An 18519-nucleotide genomic window follows, 5' to 3' on the forward strand; every position below is an offset into this window, starting at 1 on the left:
GAAATATTGTAACGCAGATTTAAGATTATATCAAATCTGTCTTAACTTTTGTATAATCATCATTTTTTGAAATAAATTTTATACCTCAATTTGATTCAGTGTTGAAATTGAAAGTTGGAACACTCTTTGCTTTATTGTTATAAAATATTTTTAATTTACAGGTGAAACTATGCAAAATGGATATTATCAAGCCACAGGTGCAATGGCAACTCAGTTTAATAAACTTGAAGTCATTACAAACAATCTTGCAAATATTAACACAAGTGGATACAAAAGAGATGATGTTATTATTGCAGACTTTAAACGGGTTTTTAGGGAAGTACAAGATGAATTGCCTTTAGAAAATCATACAAGAGCTGCTTCGCGCTTTGTTAATACAACAATAGATACAGTGCCTCAAATTTCACAAGAATATACAGATTTTAGTTTGGGTACTTTAAAAGCAACCAACAATCCTTTAGATGTTGCGATAACGAGAGACGATGCATTTTATTTGGTGCAAACAAAAGATGGAGAAATTCGTTTCAGTAAAGATGGAAATTTTCAACTTGATGATGAAGGATACTTGGTTAATAAACAAGGTTATAAAGTTTTAAGCACTGATTATTTTAATAATCCACAAAATTCATTCATTCGTATTCCAAATGGCTCTATACACATCAATGTTGATAAAAATGGGAGTATTGAAGTTGATGGGGTAGCGAATTCAAAAATGTTTATAGCTCAAGTTGATGATATGAGAGCTTTAGAAAAAGATGGTGATAATGTATATAGAATAGATGATTTAACACGAATACGAAATTTGGATAATTCAAATGCAATTTACCAAGGCTTTTCGCAAGGTTCAAATGTAAATCCTGTTATAGAAATGGTAGGACTTATTGAAGCTAATAGAATGGTTGAGATGTATCAAAAAGTTATGACTTCTCATATGGATGATTTAAACCAAGAGGCAATCAATAAATTAGCTGCTGTTAAATAAAGCAAAGTACAATTAATACAAAAAGGATAAATTATGATGAGATCACTTCACACTGCAGCCACAGGAATGGTAGCACAACAGACACAAATAGATGTTACTTCAAATAATATTTCTAATGTGAATACAGCAGGTTTTAAGAAAAGTCGCGCAGAATTTTCAGACCTAATGTATCAAGTGATGAAGTATGCAGGTACTTCGACTTCTTCAACTACACTTTCACCTTCTGGTATAGAAGTTGGTGTTGGAGTGCGTCCAACAGCAGTAACAAAAGTTTTTACTGAAGGGAATTTAAAATCTACAAGTACAGATGGACTTGATATGGCAATCACCGGAAATGGATTTTTTCAAATTCAACTTCCAGATGGCACTATAGCTTACACAAGAAATGGCCAGTTCACAAAAGACAATGAAGGCAATATCGTTAATTCTGATGGTTATAGACTTTTACCTGAAATGACTATACCAGAAGGAGCTATTAATATCAATGTTGCAACAGATGGGACCATTTCTGTAATGCTTCCCGGAGAACAACAAGAAACACAAATTGGACAAATAGAACTTGTGCAATTTATAAATCCGGCAGGATTGCATTCTATGGGTGATAATCTCTATTTGGAAACGGGAGCAAGTGGCGCACCCATAGCTGGTATAGCAGGGCAGGATGGGCTTGGACAAATTAAACATGGTTTTATAGAATTAAGCAATGTTCAACTTGTAGAAGAAATGACTGATCTTATCACAGGACAAAGAGCCTATGAAGCCGGTTCGAAAGCTATTACAACGAGCGATGATATGCTCTCAATAGTTAATCAACTCAAACGTTAAGAGTTAAAAAAGTTTATAAATAGAAGGTGGTGCCCAAGGTCGGACTCGAACCGACACAAGGTTGCCCTTACTAGATTTTGAGTCTAGCGCGTCTACCAGTTCCACCACTTGGGCGTTAAAAACTTATATTATAAACTTTTTTATTTTAAAAGTGCTTTAAAAAAGTGGAGTTTAGACGATTTATGCCTTTAAAGAGTTTTAAGGATATTTTTTAACATAACATTTAAGGAGAGACAATGCGAATCACCAATAAGCTTAATTTTGCAAATGCCATTGATACCACTATGGGAGCTCAAAGTGCCTATTATCAACTTCAAAACCAACTTAGTTCTGGAAAACAGATTCAAAATTCTTATGAAAATGCAAATATGTATATCAATAGTGCTCGTTTAGAATATGAACTTACAACCTTAAAGCAAGTTGAAGACGGAACATCATCTGCAAAAGAAATGACTAGCAATGGTATGAAAGCTTTAAGTGATATGGATGTTTTACTGAAAAATTTTAAAGTGAAACTCACTCAAGCCGCAACAGATAGCAATTCTCAAACCTCTCGCGAAGCTATAGTTAAAGAACTTGAACGTATAAAAGAAAGTGTGGTGCAACTTGCTAATACAAGTGTGAATGGTCAGTATTTGTTTGCAGGTTCTCAACTTGAAAACAAACCTTTTGATTCCCAAGGAAATTATTACGGTGATAAAAAAAATATTAATGTTGTAACAGGTGCTGGCACTGAAAGTCCTTACAATATACCAGGTTGGGATTTATTTTTTAAAGCAGATGATGATTATAAAAAACAAATTGTCACTAATGTAAAATTTACTGACAATCGTTGGGATTTGGCTAATGAACCTGATAAAACTCAATATCTTACACAAAATTCTCAATGGTATCAACTCATAGGACAAAATTATGTGCAAGATAACGGGCTTGATAGAGAGAAAGATTTTGAATACAATGATACAAAACTTGATTTTCCTCCTTCAACACTTTATATACAAGGAAAAAGACCTGATGGGACAAGTTTTAAAAGTGCTATTTTAATCAATCCTAATGATTCTTTAGAGAATGTTTTGCAAAATATAGGCTCAATATACGGAAATACAGACAAAAGTAAAGTCGTTGATTTAAGTATTAATGATAGTGGGCAAATTCAAATTACAGACTTAAAACAAGGCAACAATCAGCTTGATTTTCACGCTGTAGCTTTTACACCACAAACTAATGATAAAAATGAGCTTGAATATATTATCAAAGCCGCTAAAGATGAAAATATTACTATGTCTGAAGTAACAAATAGGGTTATAACAGAAGCCTTAAAGAATGCTAATAATGATATTACCAATTTAACAAGCCCTGTTACAATTCAAATTAACAATCAAAATTATGAAATTGATCTTGCGCGAAATGATTTTATCTTCAGTAAAATGACAGATACGGATAATAATGCAAGCAACGGGGCAGATTATGATAATGTTTATTTTGAAAAAAAAGACAACCGAGTCATTGGGACTGTGTCTCAAATTGTAAAATCAAACAATACTTATGCAACAGATTCTACAAGAGTAAGCGAAGTAATGGCTGGAAATAATCTCAATGGTACTGTACTTAATCTTTTTGTAAATTCTAAAGGTGGAAATACTTATAATGTAAGCATTGACCTTCAAAATTCTCTAGTGAGCTTTCCAAATCCTGCTAATATTAATCAAAACATTACTTTTCCAATTATGCATACAGACCCCACTACAGGAGATAGTGGAGAGAGTACCCCTTCAAATGATATTACTTATAAACAGCTAAATGACATTATAGCTCTGTTTGCAAGCGATCAAATTCCAACAACAAGTGTTACGGTAACGAACAATAAAATCAACGCTACTGAATATGAAAATATACAACAGTTAATGAGCAATTCAAAATCGACCGTCGAGGTAATAATGGATTATAAAGGTCGCATTAATGTTATTGATAAACTTGCATCAGGAACAAATATAGACATTGCACTTAGAGATTCTCAAAGCGGACAATTTCCACAACCTCCATTTACAAACACAGCTACCCTGGCAAATGGGACAAATTTTTTATTCAGTGCAAATAATGCTTTAATAATTGATGAAACAAATGTCGATATTATTAAAGATTTAGATTTGATGATAGAAGCTGTTAGAAGTGGGAGTATGAGGGCTGATATTAATGCTGAAAATCCAAGAAATACAGGTATGCAAGGAGCTTTAGAAAGAATCGATCATTTAGCCGATCATATACGAAAATTAAATACAACATTAGGAGCATACCATAATACAATTGAAGGTGTAAATGTAAGAACAAAATTTTTAAGCGTCAATGTTGAAAGCATAAAAAGCAATGTTATTGATGCAGACTATGGTCAGATTATGATTAATTTAGCACAAACCCAGCTTGCCTATCAAGCCTCATTAAAAGCAAGTGTAAGCATTTCGCAGCTTAGCCTTTTAAACTATATGTAAAATTTTGTGTTATAATAGCTTCTTTGAAATCTCAATTCAAGGAATATATATAAAAAAAGAAGCCATTTTTGTAAGCTTTAGTCTTATTATTTTTTATTTTTGTCTTTGTATGTTAGCACCTTCTATGGGTTTGTGGATTTACAAGATAAATATTTCCCTTTTTGGGGAATTTGCCTACTACTATCCTTTTATGCTTTTTTTTCTCAATTATATTAGCTATAAAAAGTCATATAAACTAGAAAATTTCACTCGTAGAGAGCTTTGTGGTATAGTATGTGCTTTTTTTTCCTGTTTGCTTTTATTTGCAGTTTTCTATAAGGATTTTGGATATATTTTAGAATTTTTCTACACGCTTTTTTCAAATATTTTGGGACATTTAGGTACAGGAATAGTAGCTCTGGTGCTTTTATTTTTTTCTTTCATTTTGCTTTTTCCTAAAATTGTTAAAGAACTCTTTCATTTTGAACTCCGCTTTACTTTGCTTTTGCAAGTGGAACAGTCTTTTAAAACACTTTTAATGAGTGTTTTTGGCGGTGAAAGCCAAAATGTACAATTCAAGCAAGAAGATTCTCAAATGAATTTTCAAGAACAAATCAAAAGAGCTAATATTAATGCGAGCAACACTTCTTTTATTACAGCAAAAGAAAAATTTGAAAAACTTAAAAAACAAATTTTAGATGATAAAATAGAAATTGATATACAAAATATTCAAAATAATAAAAGTTTTATCTATGAAACTTCAACACAGGTACAAAACTTTGCACAAAAAGCAAGTCGTACAACTATAACTCTTGATGAGGAATTCAATTTTATATTAAAAGAAGAGGTGGATATGATACCAAAACGTTTTTTAAAGCCAAAAAAAACAGAAGAATTGCAAGAATTTGAAGTAGAAAAGAATTTAGATGAACCAAGTTATAAACGTAAAAATATAGACGTTTTTATTCCAAAAACAGAGTCAAAACCAAAAATTTTTAGCAAAGAGCTTGAATTAAGGGAAGATTTAATACAAAAAGCTAAACTAGAACAAGAATACAAACAGTATCAAAATCAAATTTTAAAAAATAAAGTTCAAGAAGAAATCAAAGAGCTTGAAAGACAAGCCATCCAAGAAACTAAAATTCCACAAACTTTCATAGAAGGGAATAAATACACTCTTATGCAAGAAAATAATTCCCACCAATCGCAAGAAATGGTTGGTAAAAATCTGAATTCAGATGAAAAGGAAGATGCTGATCAGAATTCTGAAAAATCAAGTGATAAAACTTCGCAAGATTTTATTCCTATTGTTGAGGAGCTCGATCTTCCTCTTATGCCACAAACTCCTATCATTAACATGGATGAACTTGAACAAAAAAACGAACAAATACAGAGAGTAAAGAACGTTATAGCAAAGGAGATCGATATTAATAAAGCACTCCTAAAAGAAATAGAGCAGGGTGATAGAGCAGAGCTTGAAGGTTTTACACTTCCATCGCTTGAATTTTTAACAAGTGCTACTCGGAATAAACAAGAAATAGATGAAAATGAAATAGATAAAAAAATTTACAATCTCTTAGAAAAACTTCGTCGTTTTAAGATAGGTGGCGATGTTGTAAGTACTTATATAGGTCCTGTTGTAACTACTTTTGAATTCCGCCCAAGTGCAGATGTGAAAGTCAGTAGAATTTTAAATTTGCAAGATGATTTAACTATGGCCTTAATGGCAAAATCAATACGTATTCAAGCACCTATACCCGGCAAAGATGTTGTCGGGATAGAAGTTCCTAATGATGAAATTCAAACTATCTACCTACGTGAAATTTTAGAAAGTGAGCTTTTTCAAAATTCTAAAAGTCCATTAACTATCGCTCTTGGTAAAGATATAGTAGGCAACGCTTTTATAACGGATTTAAAAAAATTACCACATTTGCTTATAGCAGGAACAACCGGCAGTGGCAAAAGCGTTGGGATAAATTCTATGCTTTTAAGCTTACTGTATCGTAATTCACCTAAAACTTTAAGATTGATGATGATAGATCCAAAAATGCTTGAATTTAGTATTTATAATGACATCCCTCATTTGCTTACTCCTGTTATTACAGAAGCAAAAAAAGCAGTCAATGCTCTTTCAAATATGGTTGCTGAAATGGAACGTAGATATCGTTTAATGGCAGAAGCAAAAACAAAAAATATTGAAAATTATAATGAAAAAATGAAAGAACTTTCAAAAGAACAATTGCCGTTTATTGTAGTTATTATCGATGAACTTGCTGATTTAATGATGAATGCAGGTAAAGACGTGGAATTTTACATAGCTCGCTTAGCACAAATGGCAAGAGCAAGTGGTATCCATCTTATTGTAGCAACTCAAAGACCTTCTGTTGATGTTGTTACTGGACTTATTAAGGCTAATCTCCCAAGCAGAATTTCATATAAAGTAGGGCAGAAAATTGATTCTAAGGTTATACTAGATACTATGGGTGCTGAAAGCTTACTTGGTAGAGGAGACTGCTTATTTACTCCGCCCGGAACGAGCTCTATTGTACGTTTGCACGCACCATTTGCAAGTGAATTTGAGATAGAAAATATAGTGGATTTTCTTAAAAAACAAGCAATAGTAGAATATGATGAAAGTTTCTTAAATGATGTTCAAAATTCTGAATCTGAACATACTCTTAATAAAGAAGAACTTGATGAGCTTTATGAAGAGGCTAAACGGGTTATTTTTGAAGACAGAAAAACAAGTATTTCTTATATTCAAAGAAGATTGAAGATAGGGTACAACAGAGCCGCAAATATTATAGAACAACTTGCACAAAATGGGATATTAAGCGAAGCAGATTCTAAAGGACAGAGAGAAATTTTATAAAATAAATATCTGTTTTTCTAAATTCTGTCTCTGATTTTAAGTTCGCCTATGAGTTTCATATAGGAATTATAATTTTTCCGTTTAAGATAGGTTAAAAGTCTTTTTCTTTGTCCTACGAGTTTTAAAAGTCCCAAACGAGAAGAAAAGTCTTTTTTATAAATTTTTAAATGTTCTGTCAAATCTGAAATCCTCACGCTTAAAAGTGCTACTTGCACTTGAGTAGAGCCTGTATCGCCCGGTTTTGTAGCGAATTTTGCAACAATTTCTGCTTTTTTAGTTACATCTAAAGCCATTTAAATACTCCTAATTTTATTTGCTTTTTTGAAGTTTATTAATGTTAAATTTGCAATTTTAACGCAAAAAACAAAAAATAAGCTGAAATCGGCTTTTTGTATAATTAAATTGAAGAATCTTAAGCCTATTTCTAAGTTTTCTTGACTATAATTTGAGTTAAAGTATATATTAAGGAGTTTTTCGTGCTATTTACTAAAGCTAGCGAATATGCTTTACTTTCTCTTATTTCTATTTCTCAAAAAGAAAAACCGCAAGATGTTGATACTTTAGCAACCCAACTTGATATTCCAAAAAGTTTTCTTGCAAAGATTTTACAAAATTTAGCTAAAGATGGTTTGCTTCAATCTTACAAAGGAGCAAAAGGCGGTTTTTGCTTAGCAAAAGAACCGAACGAATACAGTATTAAAGAAATAATAAACAGTGCGGAAAAAAAAGAAATTTCAGTATTTGAATGCAGTGGTGGAATATGCCCTGACAATAAAGAACACAACTGCTCTCTTATGCCTATGCTTATTAATTTACAGAATAGAATTGATGATTTTTTAGATTCTCTTACTCTAATGGATATTATCGAAAAGAATGGCAAAAAATAAGATAGTTAATCTCGTTTTTCCTTTTTTAGGACCTTTGATTGCGCCTATTGTTAAAGCCAAAAGCCTTACTATAGTTGCTTTTATTGTATGTATTCTAGCTATTATTATAATCCCTTTACCAAGTGCGATTTTGGATTTTTTTCTCGCTTTAAGTCTTGCTTTGTCGGTTTTGATTATACTCATTTCTATTTATATACCAAAACCTACAGATCTTACAACTTTTCCAACTCTTATTCTCATTATCACTCTTTTTAGATTGTCCTTAAATATTGCAACAACTCGTATGATACTTAGCGAAGGACAAAATGGAGCTGAAGCTGTAAGTGAAATCATTGCGGCTTTTGGAGAATTTGTAGTTGGTGGAAATTATGTGATCGGTGTTATAGTATTTTGTATTTTAGTTTTGATTAATTTTATGGTTGTTACTAAAGGAAGTACAAGGGTTTCTGAAGTGCAAGCACGATTTACACTTGATGCTATGCCGGGAAAACAAATGGCCATTGATGCTGATTTAAATGCAGGATTAATAGACGAACATACTGCAAAACAAAGAAGGCAGGATATTATTACTGAAGCAAATTTTTATGGAGCGATGGACGGTTCTAGCAAATTTATTAAAGGCGATGCTATTGCCGGAATTATCATTACCATTATTAATCTTATCGGTGGTTTTTTAATAGGTTCTTTTCAACACGATATGAGTATTAATGCTGCTGCTGCCACTTTTACTATACTTACTATAGGCGATGGATTGGTTTCTCAAATTCCCGGTCTCATTACTTCCACAGCTACAGCTATTATCATCACTCGAGCAAGTAAAGATGAAGAAAACTTTGCAGAAGGAACACTCAATCAACTTTTAAGCGAGTACCGCACACTTTTGATAGTTGGTTTCGTACTTTTTATCTTTGCTTTAGTGCCCGGATTGCCTCATTTATCTTTGGGATTTATGTCTTTGGTGTTTTTAGGTCTTGGTTATCTTACAAAACAAGTTAAAGAAGGAAAGATTCATATTGCTTCAAATAAGCAGATGCAAACCCACACTCAATCAAATGCTACAAACACACAGGCGGTGCAGCCAACAAGAAAAAGTGAAGAGGAAATTATCAAAGAAGAAGAGCATAAAATCAATGATATACTGAAGGTAGAGATACTTGAACTTGAACTTGGATATGGACTTATTAAACTTGCAGAGACAGAACTTACCGAAAGAATTCGTTCTATGAGACGGAATATAGCTGAAAATTTAGGTTTTTTAATGCCAAAAATTCGTATACGAGACAATCTTAAACTCAAACCTAATGAATACAGCTTTAAACTCAAGGGTATTGCTATTGCGAATGCAGAGATCTATCCTGATAAATTTTTAGCAATGGACAGTGGTTTTATAACTGAAGAGATTGAAGGTATAGCTACTAAAGATCCAGCATTTCACTCTGATGCACTTTGGATCGATGCGAACTTAAAAGACGAGGCAACTTTAAATGGATATATTGTTGTAGATCCTGCAAGTGTTGTTTCTACGCATATGAGCGAACTTATCAAATCTCACGCCCCAGAACTTCTAACACGTCAGGAAGTGCAAAACCTCCTTGATAAACTTCAAAATGATTATCCTGTTATTGTTGAAAGTGCTCTTGGGGCTACTTCAGTTTCTCTTGTGCAAAAAGTACTCAAAGATCTTCTTAAGCATCAAATTCCTATTAAAGATATGCTTACTATTTTAGAAGCTATGGGTGATATAGCTGAAGTAAGTAAAAGTTTCGATATGATTATAGAACACGTTAGAGCTTCGCTTGCACGCACTATTACCAATATGTATTTAGATGACAAAGGAAATTTGGATATATTCATTCTTGATTCAGCAAGTTCTGCTGTTTTGATGGAAAATGTGCAATTTCGTGATGGAAGCTACCATTTGCCTTTAACAGTAGCTCAAACAGGAACTTTGGTAGATACTTTAAGAGCTGAAGTTGGAGCTGTGGCAAATGGACGGATTAAACCTTTTATACTTTGCGTTGAACCACAATTGCGCAAATTTATAAGTGATATTTGCTATAATTTTAGTATAAATATCATCGTATTAAGTTTTGCAGAAATTGCTGAAAATACGAATTTTAATACCGAAGGAATCATTAAAATTGAACTTTAAGGAAATAAATGACAATTTATCATCTTTCGCATACAGATCTTGATGGTTATGCGTGTCAATATTTGATACATTTTTACTTTAAAGATGTGAAATTTTATAATTCCAATTATGGCAAGGAAATTAATGATAATTTTCATATCATCACCTCTGATATAGAAAAAGAGAATAATTGTGGTAAAGCAATACTTTTGATAACTGATTTAAATTTGAGTTTAAATCAGTGTGAGGAATTTGAAGCAATTTGCAAACAAAAACAAATAGCGCTTTTTTTGTTAGATCATCATCAAAGTGGTTATGAATGTTCGCAAAAATATGACTGGTATTTACTTGACAACTCACGATGTGCTGCAAAAATTGTCTATCATTTTTTCTCTCAAATTTGCTTTAAAGATCAGAAATTAAATCATTTTGTTGATGTAGTGAATGCTGTAGATATTTGGTTGAGCAATGACAATAATTTTGAACTCGGAAAGGTTTTTTTGGGACTTATTGCTAATGCAAAAGAAATTAATCGTGTTATGTTTAAAGAAGCTCAAAGAACATATATATTTTTTCTTCTTGATAGGGCGCGTGAATTTATATGTAAACAAAATTCTCATATCTTGCTTGAGAATGCTATTCATTTTATTAAAAAAGACTTCTTTTTCAAAAAAAATCATAACGATGATACGCTTTCTAACTTACTTGCCCGTTATATTGTTGAACAATTAGGCTATTTAAAAGAAGAGATGGCTGTATTTTATGAAGGGCATAAAGGTATTGTAACTTCAAATATAGGTAACACTTCTGTAATAGGAAATGAATTCTTGGTGCAAAATCCAGACTTTGATTTCTTTATCGATGTAAGCTCTAGAAAAACTTTAAGTTTTAGAGCAAATGGGAAAGTCGATGTAAGCATAATGGCGAAAAAACTTGTTGGCGGAGGAGGGCATAAGAATGCTAGTGGTGGGGTTTTTCTTTCTTTTAAAGAAAGTACAAATTATGCTTTTATTAAATCTCAAATTGTCGATTTAATCTCCAGCAAAGAAGTTAAAAAAGAAAAAGAAAATGTATTGTAATTCTCATAAAACCATTGTGTATGTTGTCAATAGAACAGGGCTGCTGGTAAAAAAACACAACTCCGATCAAGCTTTGTTTGATTATGTGAAACTTGTGCGTAAAAAGTGTAAAAAACCTATCGCGCAGGGCTTTGGGATAAACTCCTATGAACAAGTAAGCGCATTAAAAGATAAAGTAGATATTATCGTGGCTGGCAGCTATTTTGTGCGCTATATTAGCGAACTTAGCACGCAGCAGTTTAGTCCGCAAGATTATACGCGCAAACTCCAAATACACGCGCAAAATCTAATGGGTTGGAACAAAGAAACATAAATGGAACTTTTTATACTTTTATTCATCTTGCTGTCTATCCTTGTGGTATGCGGAAGTATTGCCGGTCTTATAGCATATTTTTCCACAAAAAGGTTACAGGAGCATTTAAACACTCTCGATACGCAAATTATTGCTCTTAAGTTTGCCCTCAATAAAGATAAACAAAGCGAAGTTTTACAAAAGAAAAATCAAATCAGCGAAAATGGAGAATCTGCCCCGATTCCACAAGTATTTTCACAAAGCTCAATTCATTTGAGCAATCCTACAACAAAGCCATCACATACGCAAGAAAACTCAAAGTCTGCTCTCGGTGAAGATTCTAACCCAAAAGCCACCTCAAAAACTATGCAATCAACGCAATCACAAGCTCTTAAACAAAAAGATTTTTTTGACTTTGAGTGGCTTTTCACACAAAAGGTAATGGTGTTTTTAGCCGGAATTTTCTTTATTTTTGCAGCTTCTTTCCTTATCCGCTATTCCTTAGAGCATAATTTGCTTACCCCTGTGGTGCACATAAGTCTGTGTATAGGCTTTGGAGGGATACTTTTTGTAAGTGGTATATCTTTGCACTTTGCTCATCATCGCAGTATTTTTTATAGAATCTACAACCTTTGCACTCTGTATTTTAAACGCATTGCAAAAATACAGCCCTCAATACCCCTTAACACTTCTACTTTAAATTCCTCTACGACAAAAACACTACAAACAATCGCTCAAACCCTCGTTGGTTCTGCGCTTGTAGTGCTCTTTTTTAGTTTTTATGGAGGCTTTAAGGTTTATGGATTCTTTGGCGATTTCTTTACTCTTGTAGTTTTAAGCCTTATAGCACTTGTAGGCTTAGTCTTAAGTGTGCGTTTGGGCATAGTTATTGGCATTTTTGGGCTACTTGGTGGCTTTGCCACGCCTCTTTTACTCTCAAGTGGTGCTTATAATGCTATTTTTGTTTTTAGCTATTTGGGTATGTTTTATGCGATAAGTCTCTATTGTGCGCTTAGATATGCGTCTTCTCAAGTGCAGATTCTCTATTTAATAACCCTTGCAAATGCCCTTATGTTTTTATATATGTGTCATTTTTTGATGTTTTTTGCTTTTATAAATTCTGCTCCGCTAATTTTCTTTATCCTCTGTGGTGGTATGTTTATAAGCAATATAATTTTACTCGCAAAGTTTTCTTTGCCTAAAGATTCGTATTTATTCCTTGTTTTTGTGGGCTTTAGTGCGCTCTGCCCTTTGCTCTTTATATTTTTCCTCATCAACCGAGAGGATATGGGTGTAGCTTTAAATTGGCTAGAATATGCTTTTTTAGCTGCGCTTTGTATATTGAGCTTACTTGTGCCTTGTATTCGCTCATTACAAAAGCAACTTAGCCTATTTGCGTTACATCTGCCCTTGATAGCAAGCTTTGCTTTTGTAGTATTGCTTTTTTGCCTAATGCGAGAACACACACCTTTTGTAATTTTTAGCATAATGTTTTTTGGAGCAATCTCTGCTTATCTTTTGCTAAGCAAAGCTAAAATAATGTATCTGTGGCTACAATTTATGGCTGTATGTGGCTTTAGCATAATGATGTATGCAAATGGCAAAGACACATTATATGTATATTGCGTATGGTTTGCAATGGGCATTTTTGCATATAGCTATGTGTGCAAATATATCAGCGCACAATGGACAAAAGCAAAGAATCTTGATTATCTTTTATTGCTTTATAGTATTTTGTGTGCCATAGGTGCAGTTCATTTAAGCGGTATGCCCTTTGTAATATGGGTGTTTAGTGGGCTTATTTTCGCATATCTAGGTGGGCAGATTCTCAAACGCAATATCGCATATTTTGAATATATTTTTATCACTCTTGGGATATTAGCAAATATATTCTCAAGCGAGGGCTTATTGTTTATAGAGTGGTTAAGAATACCGCTAACTGAATATTCTCCGCATATTTTCAATACATTACTTGCTCTACTTGGAGTAATAGGCACTTATTATAACTTAAACATTCTTTTACTCTCTCTTGGTTCTTGTTCAGTTTTGCTTTTTATCTTAAGGCACAAAACTTACGCATTTCACACTCTTGTCAATATCACTTTGCTGAGTATTTGCTGTATAAGTGTGATTTTAATGATACAAAAGCTAACCTCTATCAATCTCTTTAGGGGAAATCACCATATTCCTTATCCTCTTAGCACATTATGTATCGGGTTTTTAGCACTTATTATGGGAAAATATGTGTATGTCATCAATACCCTAAGCACAAAGGTGCAATCGGCTTATGTTTTTGTATTGAGCTTTTTGGGTGTGAAGTTTTATTATGATGTGATTATTTTTGGCATATTTGCATACAATCCGCTTATGATGTTTCTCCCTCATTGGAATCTCTATGATATAACTCTTTTCCTTGTTGGATTAATAGCTTGCCTCCTCGTTGCGTGGTATTTTCAAAGTATATTGAGATATTTTCAGAATTCTACATATTATAGGCTAAAAATTATCTTCTATGCAAATTTATACTTGGGCTTATAGCGTTGCTTTTTAGTGTGGCATATGGGTTTTACTTTTATGAGATTCTCACACAACCTAATGACACAGACCTAAATTGGCATTTTTGGCATAGGAGTGCATTGCAAGATTATACTTATTCGGTAGCTTTGGTGCTGTGTGGGGTGATACTCTTATACTTTTGTATCAAAAAGAATATGAATATTTTTAGAATCTACTCTCTTTTACTCTTTATCCTTGCTGCCCTAAAAGTTTTTTTGCTTGATACAAGTTCATTTGGTGGCATTGCTAAGATTGTACTTTTCATCTTTATGGGCATTATTTTTCTTGCACTCTCTTATATCTATTCTCGCTATATGGGCAAAGAAGAAACTAAGGCACAAAATATGAATAAAATGCATGATAATAGAGATAAGTTTTCTAATTAGAAAAAGAAAATTGTATAATTTTTAAATCTAAAAACAAAATGGCATTGGATTTTTAAAAATTATTTTTGACCGCAAAAGAGGCAAGTTTTAATTTTACAAAAAACATTATGCAAAAAATTTGCGAAAGAACAAACTTGTTTTTTTTCTAAATTTTGAAATACATAACTGTCTAAATCTTTCTTTTCTTGAAGACTCAAATTTTTCATAAATTAACCTTAAAAAAATATTGCGCGTTAATTATATCACAAAAATTATTTTTTTGTAGTATAAAATAAGGTATTTATAAAAAGTAAGACAAGTATAAAAGTACATATAATGAAAGCAAAGATACAAAATTGTGCCATAGTAATAAATTGTAATTGAGGTATAAGATACCAACCATTAGAATATAATCCATCTTCAAAGAATGGTGCTTTGCCAATGAAAAATTCTTGCAAAGGATTTAAAATCTCTTCTTTTGGGACAAAGGGTTTATCATTACCACATTCTCCAGTTGGCATAAACCAATCAGGAAACCATCGTTCTAAAGGCAAGTTAAAAGGGTAATGAACAAATATATTGCAATTACTCGTGGCATTAAAAGGGTTTTCATCTTGCAATGAAGTGTAAATTTTCTGCAAAATAAAGCTATGAGTTAGTCCATTATATATTCCAAAAAAGCAAAATAGAAAAGCGATGCTTTGAATAAAAAAATTGCGATTTATAAGAGCTAATACAGCCCCAAAACTTACAAGTAGCATATCAAATCTTATAAGAACACACTGTTCGCAAGGTTTCATAAAAAGAAAATTTTGAAAAAAATAATGAGCAAACAGAACAAGAAAAAAAGGGAAAAGAAAAAGAAACAACCAAAATATTTTTTTTTGTTTTTCTAAAAAATGAAGAATCATTTTTGACTTAATCTTTCAACAAGTTTCTCTAAAGCGTCCATTGAACTTAAAGCTTCAGGTTTAATTTGATATATACCATTCACAACAAAAGCCGGAGTACCATAAGTTTTTGCTATATCATTAACTCTCTGAAAACGAGAAAGAATTTCTTTAGCCTCTTTATTTTCTAAAAATCTATCAAGCTCTTTTTTTTCATTCTGGAGGATTTTTAAGCTCATTTCATACAATTCATCAAGATTTCTAAACTCTTGTTTGTTGATAAAATATGAAACAAAATACGCATCTGCAAGTTTGTAACTAAAACTTTCCTCATAACTTGCATCTTTATTTTCTTGAGAATCTTTAAAATTTGCATATGCAAAAAGATCATTGATTTCTTTAGCAAATTTTCCATTCATCAAGCTTACGGGATAAATCTCATAATGCAAATTTGGAAATTTTGCCCTTAGTTTTTCAAGAGTACCAAATTTATGATGGTTATAACAGTGAATACATTTATATGAAAAAGCTTCTATAACGGTATTCTTTGAATGTGCGATAGGATTTTCAAGTTTTATAAAATCTTCTGCAAAAGCAAAATTTGCAAATATAAATAATAAATACAATGTAGAAATTTTTTGAAGAAACATTTTTTTCCTTTTGAAAATTAAAAATTGAAATATATAGTAATACAAAGTTCTTAAAGAAAAGCTGTAATAAAAAAGAAGTAGGGCTTATAATTATCAATTAATATACATTTTTGATAATTAATAAAACTTATATATTTTTTATATCAAATTTTTATTTTTAAACTGAAAAGTGAGAAGTGAAAAATATACAAAATATAGTGGTAAAAATACTACAATAAATTTCACGGATAAATTTCTTTTATTCAAAATATAAATTCTTTAAATATCTATATTTTAATATATAAAATCAAAAATAGAGCTTTTTAAATATTATAAATAAAAAAGTTTGAAAATTATAGTTTTCAATACAAAATTATATTTTTAAAATGATTTTACTTTTTATCATAAAATTATAAATATAATATAAGACTTTATTAAGATATTTTAATATTATTTTTTTAAATAGTATTTTATCTAGAGAGCTTACTAATAAGAAATAATTAATACTTATCTTTCTTTGTATAAAAAAGTTTAAGATGTGTTTATAAGGAATAGAATTTCCAAATTTCATTGAATTAAGAGTTTAGAATACCGAATGTAGTGTTTGTCAAGGACATTTAAGAATAAAATTTAGAAATATTTACTTATCTTTGTTGTGTTTCCTATAATATTTAAATACCTTTTTAGGAATTTTTAAATTAGACAATCGAAAATAGAAATTTTTGTATGTCTTAACAAATATTATCAAAGTCTTATCAAAGTTTCGCTAAACTACCCAAATGTAAGCTTAAGGAGATTTTATGACTGCGATAATAGAAAGTGTGCAAAATATGCAAAACTTCACAGATTCCACATATCAAAATACAACAGAGATACCAAACTACCGCATTTTTAATCAAGACTGCGCACAAGGACTTCAATCACTCCCTGATAATTCAATAGATTGTATTATTACTGACCCGCCCTATTTTATTGATGGTATGGGCAATGAATGGAACGATACAAATCTCAAAACCAAAGCTTCAAAAAGTGGTGTTATTGGAGGGTTGCCTGTGGGTATGAAATTTGATAAGGCACAAGGGGAAAGATTACAAGAATTTATGACTCCTCTAGCGAAAGAATTTTATAGAATCCTAAAGGCAGGGGGATTTTGCATAGTATTCTCTCAAGCAAGGCTCTATCATAGAATGGCAATGAGCTTAGATTTAGCAGGATTTGAAATAAGAGATATGTTAGCGTGGAAATATGAGGGACAAGCAAAGGCATTTTCTCAAACACACTTTATCAAAAAAGATAAAAAGCTCACGCAAACACAAAAAGAAGCTTTAATCAGAGAATTAGAGGGATTTAAAACACCGCAACTTAAACCTCAAATTGAACCTATGGTAATGGCACAAAAGGTAAAAGAGGGAACATTTGTGCAAAATTGGCAAAAGTATAAATTAGGGCTTATTAATACAAAAGAGAGTTTAGACGGGAAGTTTCCTAGCAATGTAATGGAAGTTTCTAAACACACAAGAAAGAGTGAAAGTAATATGAAAATAGAACATTTGACGCCTAAACCTGTGCGACTTATTTCTCATCTGATTAGGCTTTTTACGCAAGAGGGACAAGTCATTTTAGACCCATTTATGGGAAGTGGCTCTCATATTATTGCTGCATTACAGACTAAAAGGCGATGTATTGGCTATGAGATTGAGAAAAAATATTTTGAAATCGCAAAACAAAGAATAGAAAAAGAAGTTTTGTAATGCAAAATCTTAGCGAACAAGAAATCTTGCAAACTTTCAACCTCATTACACAATATTATGAAAAATATCTTAAAGACTATGGAATAAAGCCTACAAAACTAAAAAACACAAATGGACAATATACAAAAGATGCACTTGTCTTAGCATATTTAGCAAGAAATTACCCAAACACACGAGCAGTTTCAAAAGCGCAATTAACAGACTTTATAAGAGCATTTTATCCTGATGTAAGTGATGTGCAACAAGCAAGACACTTAAGCAAACAAGGTGGATTTTATATCATCTCTGGCACAAGAGGCGATATAGGAGTCAAGATTCCAGCGGGACATTATCAACTCATTACCCTAGAAAAGCCTTATCCCTCATTTAAGCCTGATAGAAGAAGTGGGATAGAATCTGCAGACTTTGAAGAATTGAAAAAAGAATACGATTATAAATGTGCGACTTGCGGGAGCATTGAGGGAGAACCTCACAATATCCGCAAAAATGAAAAGACTATATTACAAGAGGGACATATGAATCCTAGCCTACCGCTAGAAATTGGCAACATTATCCCTCAATGTCAAGTGTGTAACCGCCCTGACAGAGATAGGTGGATTTATGATAAAACAGGCAGGGTAATAGAAATAGTAGATTCTGATGATGGCAAAAGAGTGGTTGAAAAATATTTCAAACGAGTAAGCACGAATACCAAAGAATATTTTTTAGAGTTTTTGAAAAAGCTTTTGAAATTGAAGTAGAAAAAATTTTGACATTAGATAAGTGTTTGCCAAATAGTTTTTTTGGAATACCGAA

The 18519-nt window shown here is 31.9% G+C and carries 16 protein-coding genes, 1 tRNA gene and 1 pseudogene; 12 read left to right on the forward strand and 6 right to left on the reverse strand.

Annotated features, from left to right (window positions below; all coding sequences use genetic code 11):
* Positions 1-169 precede the first annotated feature (169 nt).
* Positions 170-982: a flagellar hook-basal body protein gene (locus OQH62_RS03595; RefSeq protein WP_266013904.1), complete on the forward strand. Its 813-nt coding sequence runs from the start codon at positions 170-172 to the stop codon at positions 980-982.
* Positions 983-1015: 33 nt separating this feature from the next.
* Positions 1016-1807, forward strand: a complete 792-nt coding sequence (gene flgG, locus OQH62_RS03600) for a flagellar basal-body rod protein FlgG (RefSeq protein ID WP_266013907.1) — start codon at positions 1016-1018, stop codon at positions 1805-1807.
* 27 nt (positions 1808-1834) lie between these two features.
* Here flgG and OQH62_RS03605 read toward each other — a convergent pair.
* Positions 1835-1921: transfer RNA gene (locus OQH62_RS03605), tRNA-Leu, on the reverse strand.
* 122 nt (positions 1922-2043) lie between these two features.
* Here OQH62_RS03605 and flgL point away from each other — a divergent pair.
* A complete protein-coding gene (flgL, locus tag OQH62_RS03610) occupies positions 2044-4293 on the forward strand; it encodes a flagellar hook-associated protein FlgL (RefSeq protein WP_266013908.1) in 2250 nt (749 codons plus the stop codon).
* A gap of 109 nt (positions 4294-4402) precedes the next feature.
* A complete protein-coding gene (locus OQH62_RS03615) occupies positions 4403-7144 on the forward strand; it encodes a DNA translocase FtsK (protein ID WP_266013909.1) in 2742 nt (913 codons plus the stop codon).
* Between the two features lie 17 nt (positions 7145-7161).
* On the opposite strand, the gene rpsO is transcribed toward OQH62_RS03615, so the two are convergent.
* A complete protein-coding gene (rpsO, locus tag OQH62_RS03620; protein ID WP_266013910.1) occupies positions 7162-7437 on the reverse strand; it encodes a 30S ribosomal protein S15 in 276 nt (91 codons plus the stop codon).
* A 183-nt stretch (positions 7438-7620) separates the two neighbouring features.
* Between rpsO and OQH62_RS03625 the strand changes: the two genes are divergently transcribed.
* From OQH62_RS03625 to OQH62_RS03650, 6 genes are read left to right on the forward strand one after another with little or no spacing between them, the layout of a single operon-like run.
* The gene (locus OQH62_RS03625; RefSeq protein WP_266013911.1) at positions 7621-8031 is read left to right on the forward strand and encodes an Rrf2 family transcriptional regulator; all 411 of its coding nucleotides are present in this window, start codon (positions 7621-7623) and stop codon (positions 8029-8031) included.
* Complete coding sequence (gene flhA / locus OQH62_RS03630; RefSeq protein ID WP_266013913.1) at positions 8018-10183, forward strand: flagellar biosynthesis protein FlhA; 2166 nt, start codon at positions 8018-8020, stop codon at positions 10181-10183. The genes OQH62_RS03625 and flhA overlap by 14 nt, the downstream gene beginning before the upstream one ends.
* Positions 10184-10191: 8 nt before the next feature.
* Positions 10192-11241, forward strand: coding sequence for a DHH family phosphoesterase (locus tag OQH62_RS03635; RefSeq protein ID WP_266013915.1), 1050 nt, complete (start codon positions 10192-10194; stop codon positions 11239-11241).
* Positions 11231-11554 carry a tryptophan synthase subunit alpha gene (locus OQH62_RS03640; protein WP_266013917.1) on the forward strand — a complete coding sequence of 108 codons (324 nt, stop codon included), beginning with the start codon at positions 11231-11233 and terminating at the stop codon, positions 11552-11554. The genes OQH62_RS03635 and OQH62_RS03640 overlap by 11 nt, the downstream gene beginning before the upstream one ends.
* Positions 11555-14071 carry a DUF2339 domain-containing protein gene (locus OQH62_RS03645; protein WP_266013919.1) on the forward strand — a complete coding sequence of 839 codons (2517 nt, stop codon included), beginning with the start codon at positions 11555-11557 and terminating at the stop codon, positions 14069-14071.
* Between the two features lie 14 nt (positions 14072-14085).
* Positions 14086-14475: a DUF2339 domain-containing protein gene (locus tag OQH62_RS03650; protein WP_266013922.1), complete on the forward strand. Its 390-nt coding sequence runs from the start codon at positions 14086-14088 to the stop codon at positions 14473-14475.
* Between the two features lie 59 nt (positions 14476-14534).
* Here the strand turns inward: OQH62_RS03650 and OQH62_RS03655 are convergent, their stop codons facing one another.
* The 4 genes and pseudogenes from OQH62_RS03655 to OQH62_RS08750 all read right to left on the reverse strand — a co-directional run.
* On the reverse strand, positions 14535-14681 hold the full coding sequence (locus tag OQH62_RS03655; RefSeq protein WP_266013924.1) for a hypothetical protein: 147 nt from the start codon (positions 14679-14681) through the stop codon (positions 14535-14537).
* Positions 14682-14726: 45 nt separating this feature from the next.
* Positions 14727-15365: a disulfide bond formation protein B gene (locus OQH62_RS03660; protein WP_266013926.1), complete on the reverse strand. Its 639-nt coding sequence runs from the start codon at positions 15363-15365 to the stop codon at positions 14727-14729.
* On the reverse strand, positions 15362-15994 hold the full coding sequence (locus OQH62_RS03665; protein ID WP_266013928.1) for a thiol:disulfide interchange protein DsbA/DsbL: 633 nt from the start codon (positions 15992-15994) through the stop codon (positions 15362-15364). Before OQH62_RS03665 ends, OQH62_RS03660 begins: the two co-directional genes overlap by 4 nt.
* Before the next feature lie 445 nt (positions 15995-16439).
* Positions 16440-16556 (reverse strand): annotated as a pseudogene (locus tag OQH62_RS08750) (S24 family peptidase); the annotation flags it as partial.
* Between the two features lie 217 nt (positions 16557-16773).
* Here OQH62_RS08750 and OQH62_RS03670 point away from each other — a divergent pair.
* The gene (locus OQH62_RS03670; RefSeq protein ID WP_266013930.1) at positions 16774-17724 is read left to right on the forward strand and encodes a DNA-methyltransferase; all 951 of its coding nucleotides are present in this window, start codon (positions 16774-16776) and stop codon (positions 17722-17724) included.
* On the forward strand, positions 17724-18464 hold the full coding sequence (locus OQH62_RS03675) for a hypothetical protein (protein ID WP_266013932.1): 741 nt from the start codon (positions 17724-17726) through the stop codon (positions 18462-18464). The genes OQH62_RS03670 and OQH62_RS03675 overlap by 1 nt, the downstream gene beginning before the upstream one ends.
* The last annotated feature ends 55 nt before the right edge of the window (positions 18465-18519 follow it).

This window comes from Campylobacter sp. MIT 21-1684 (assembly GCF_026241315.1).
In the GTDB taxonomy this organism is placed as follows: Bacteria; Campylobacterota; Campylobacteria; order Campylobacterales; family Campylobacteraceae; genus Campylobacter_D.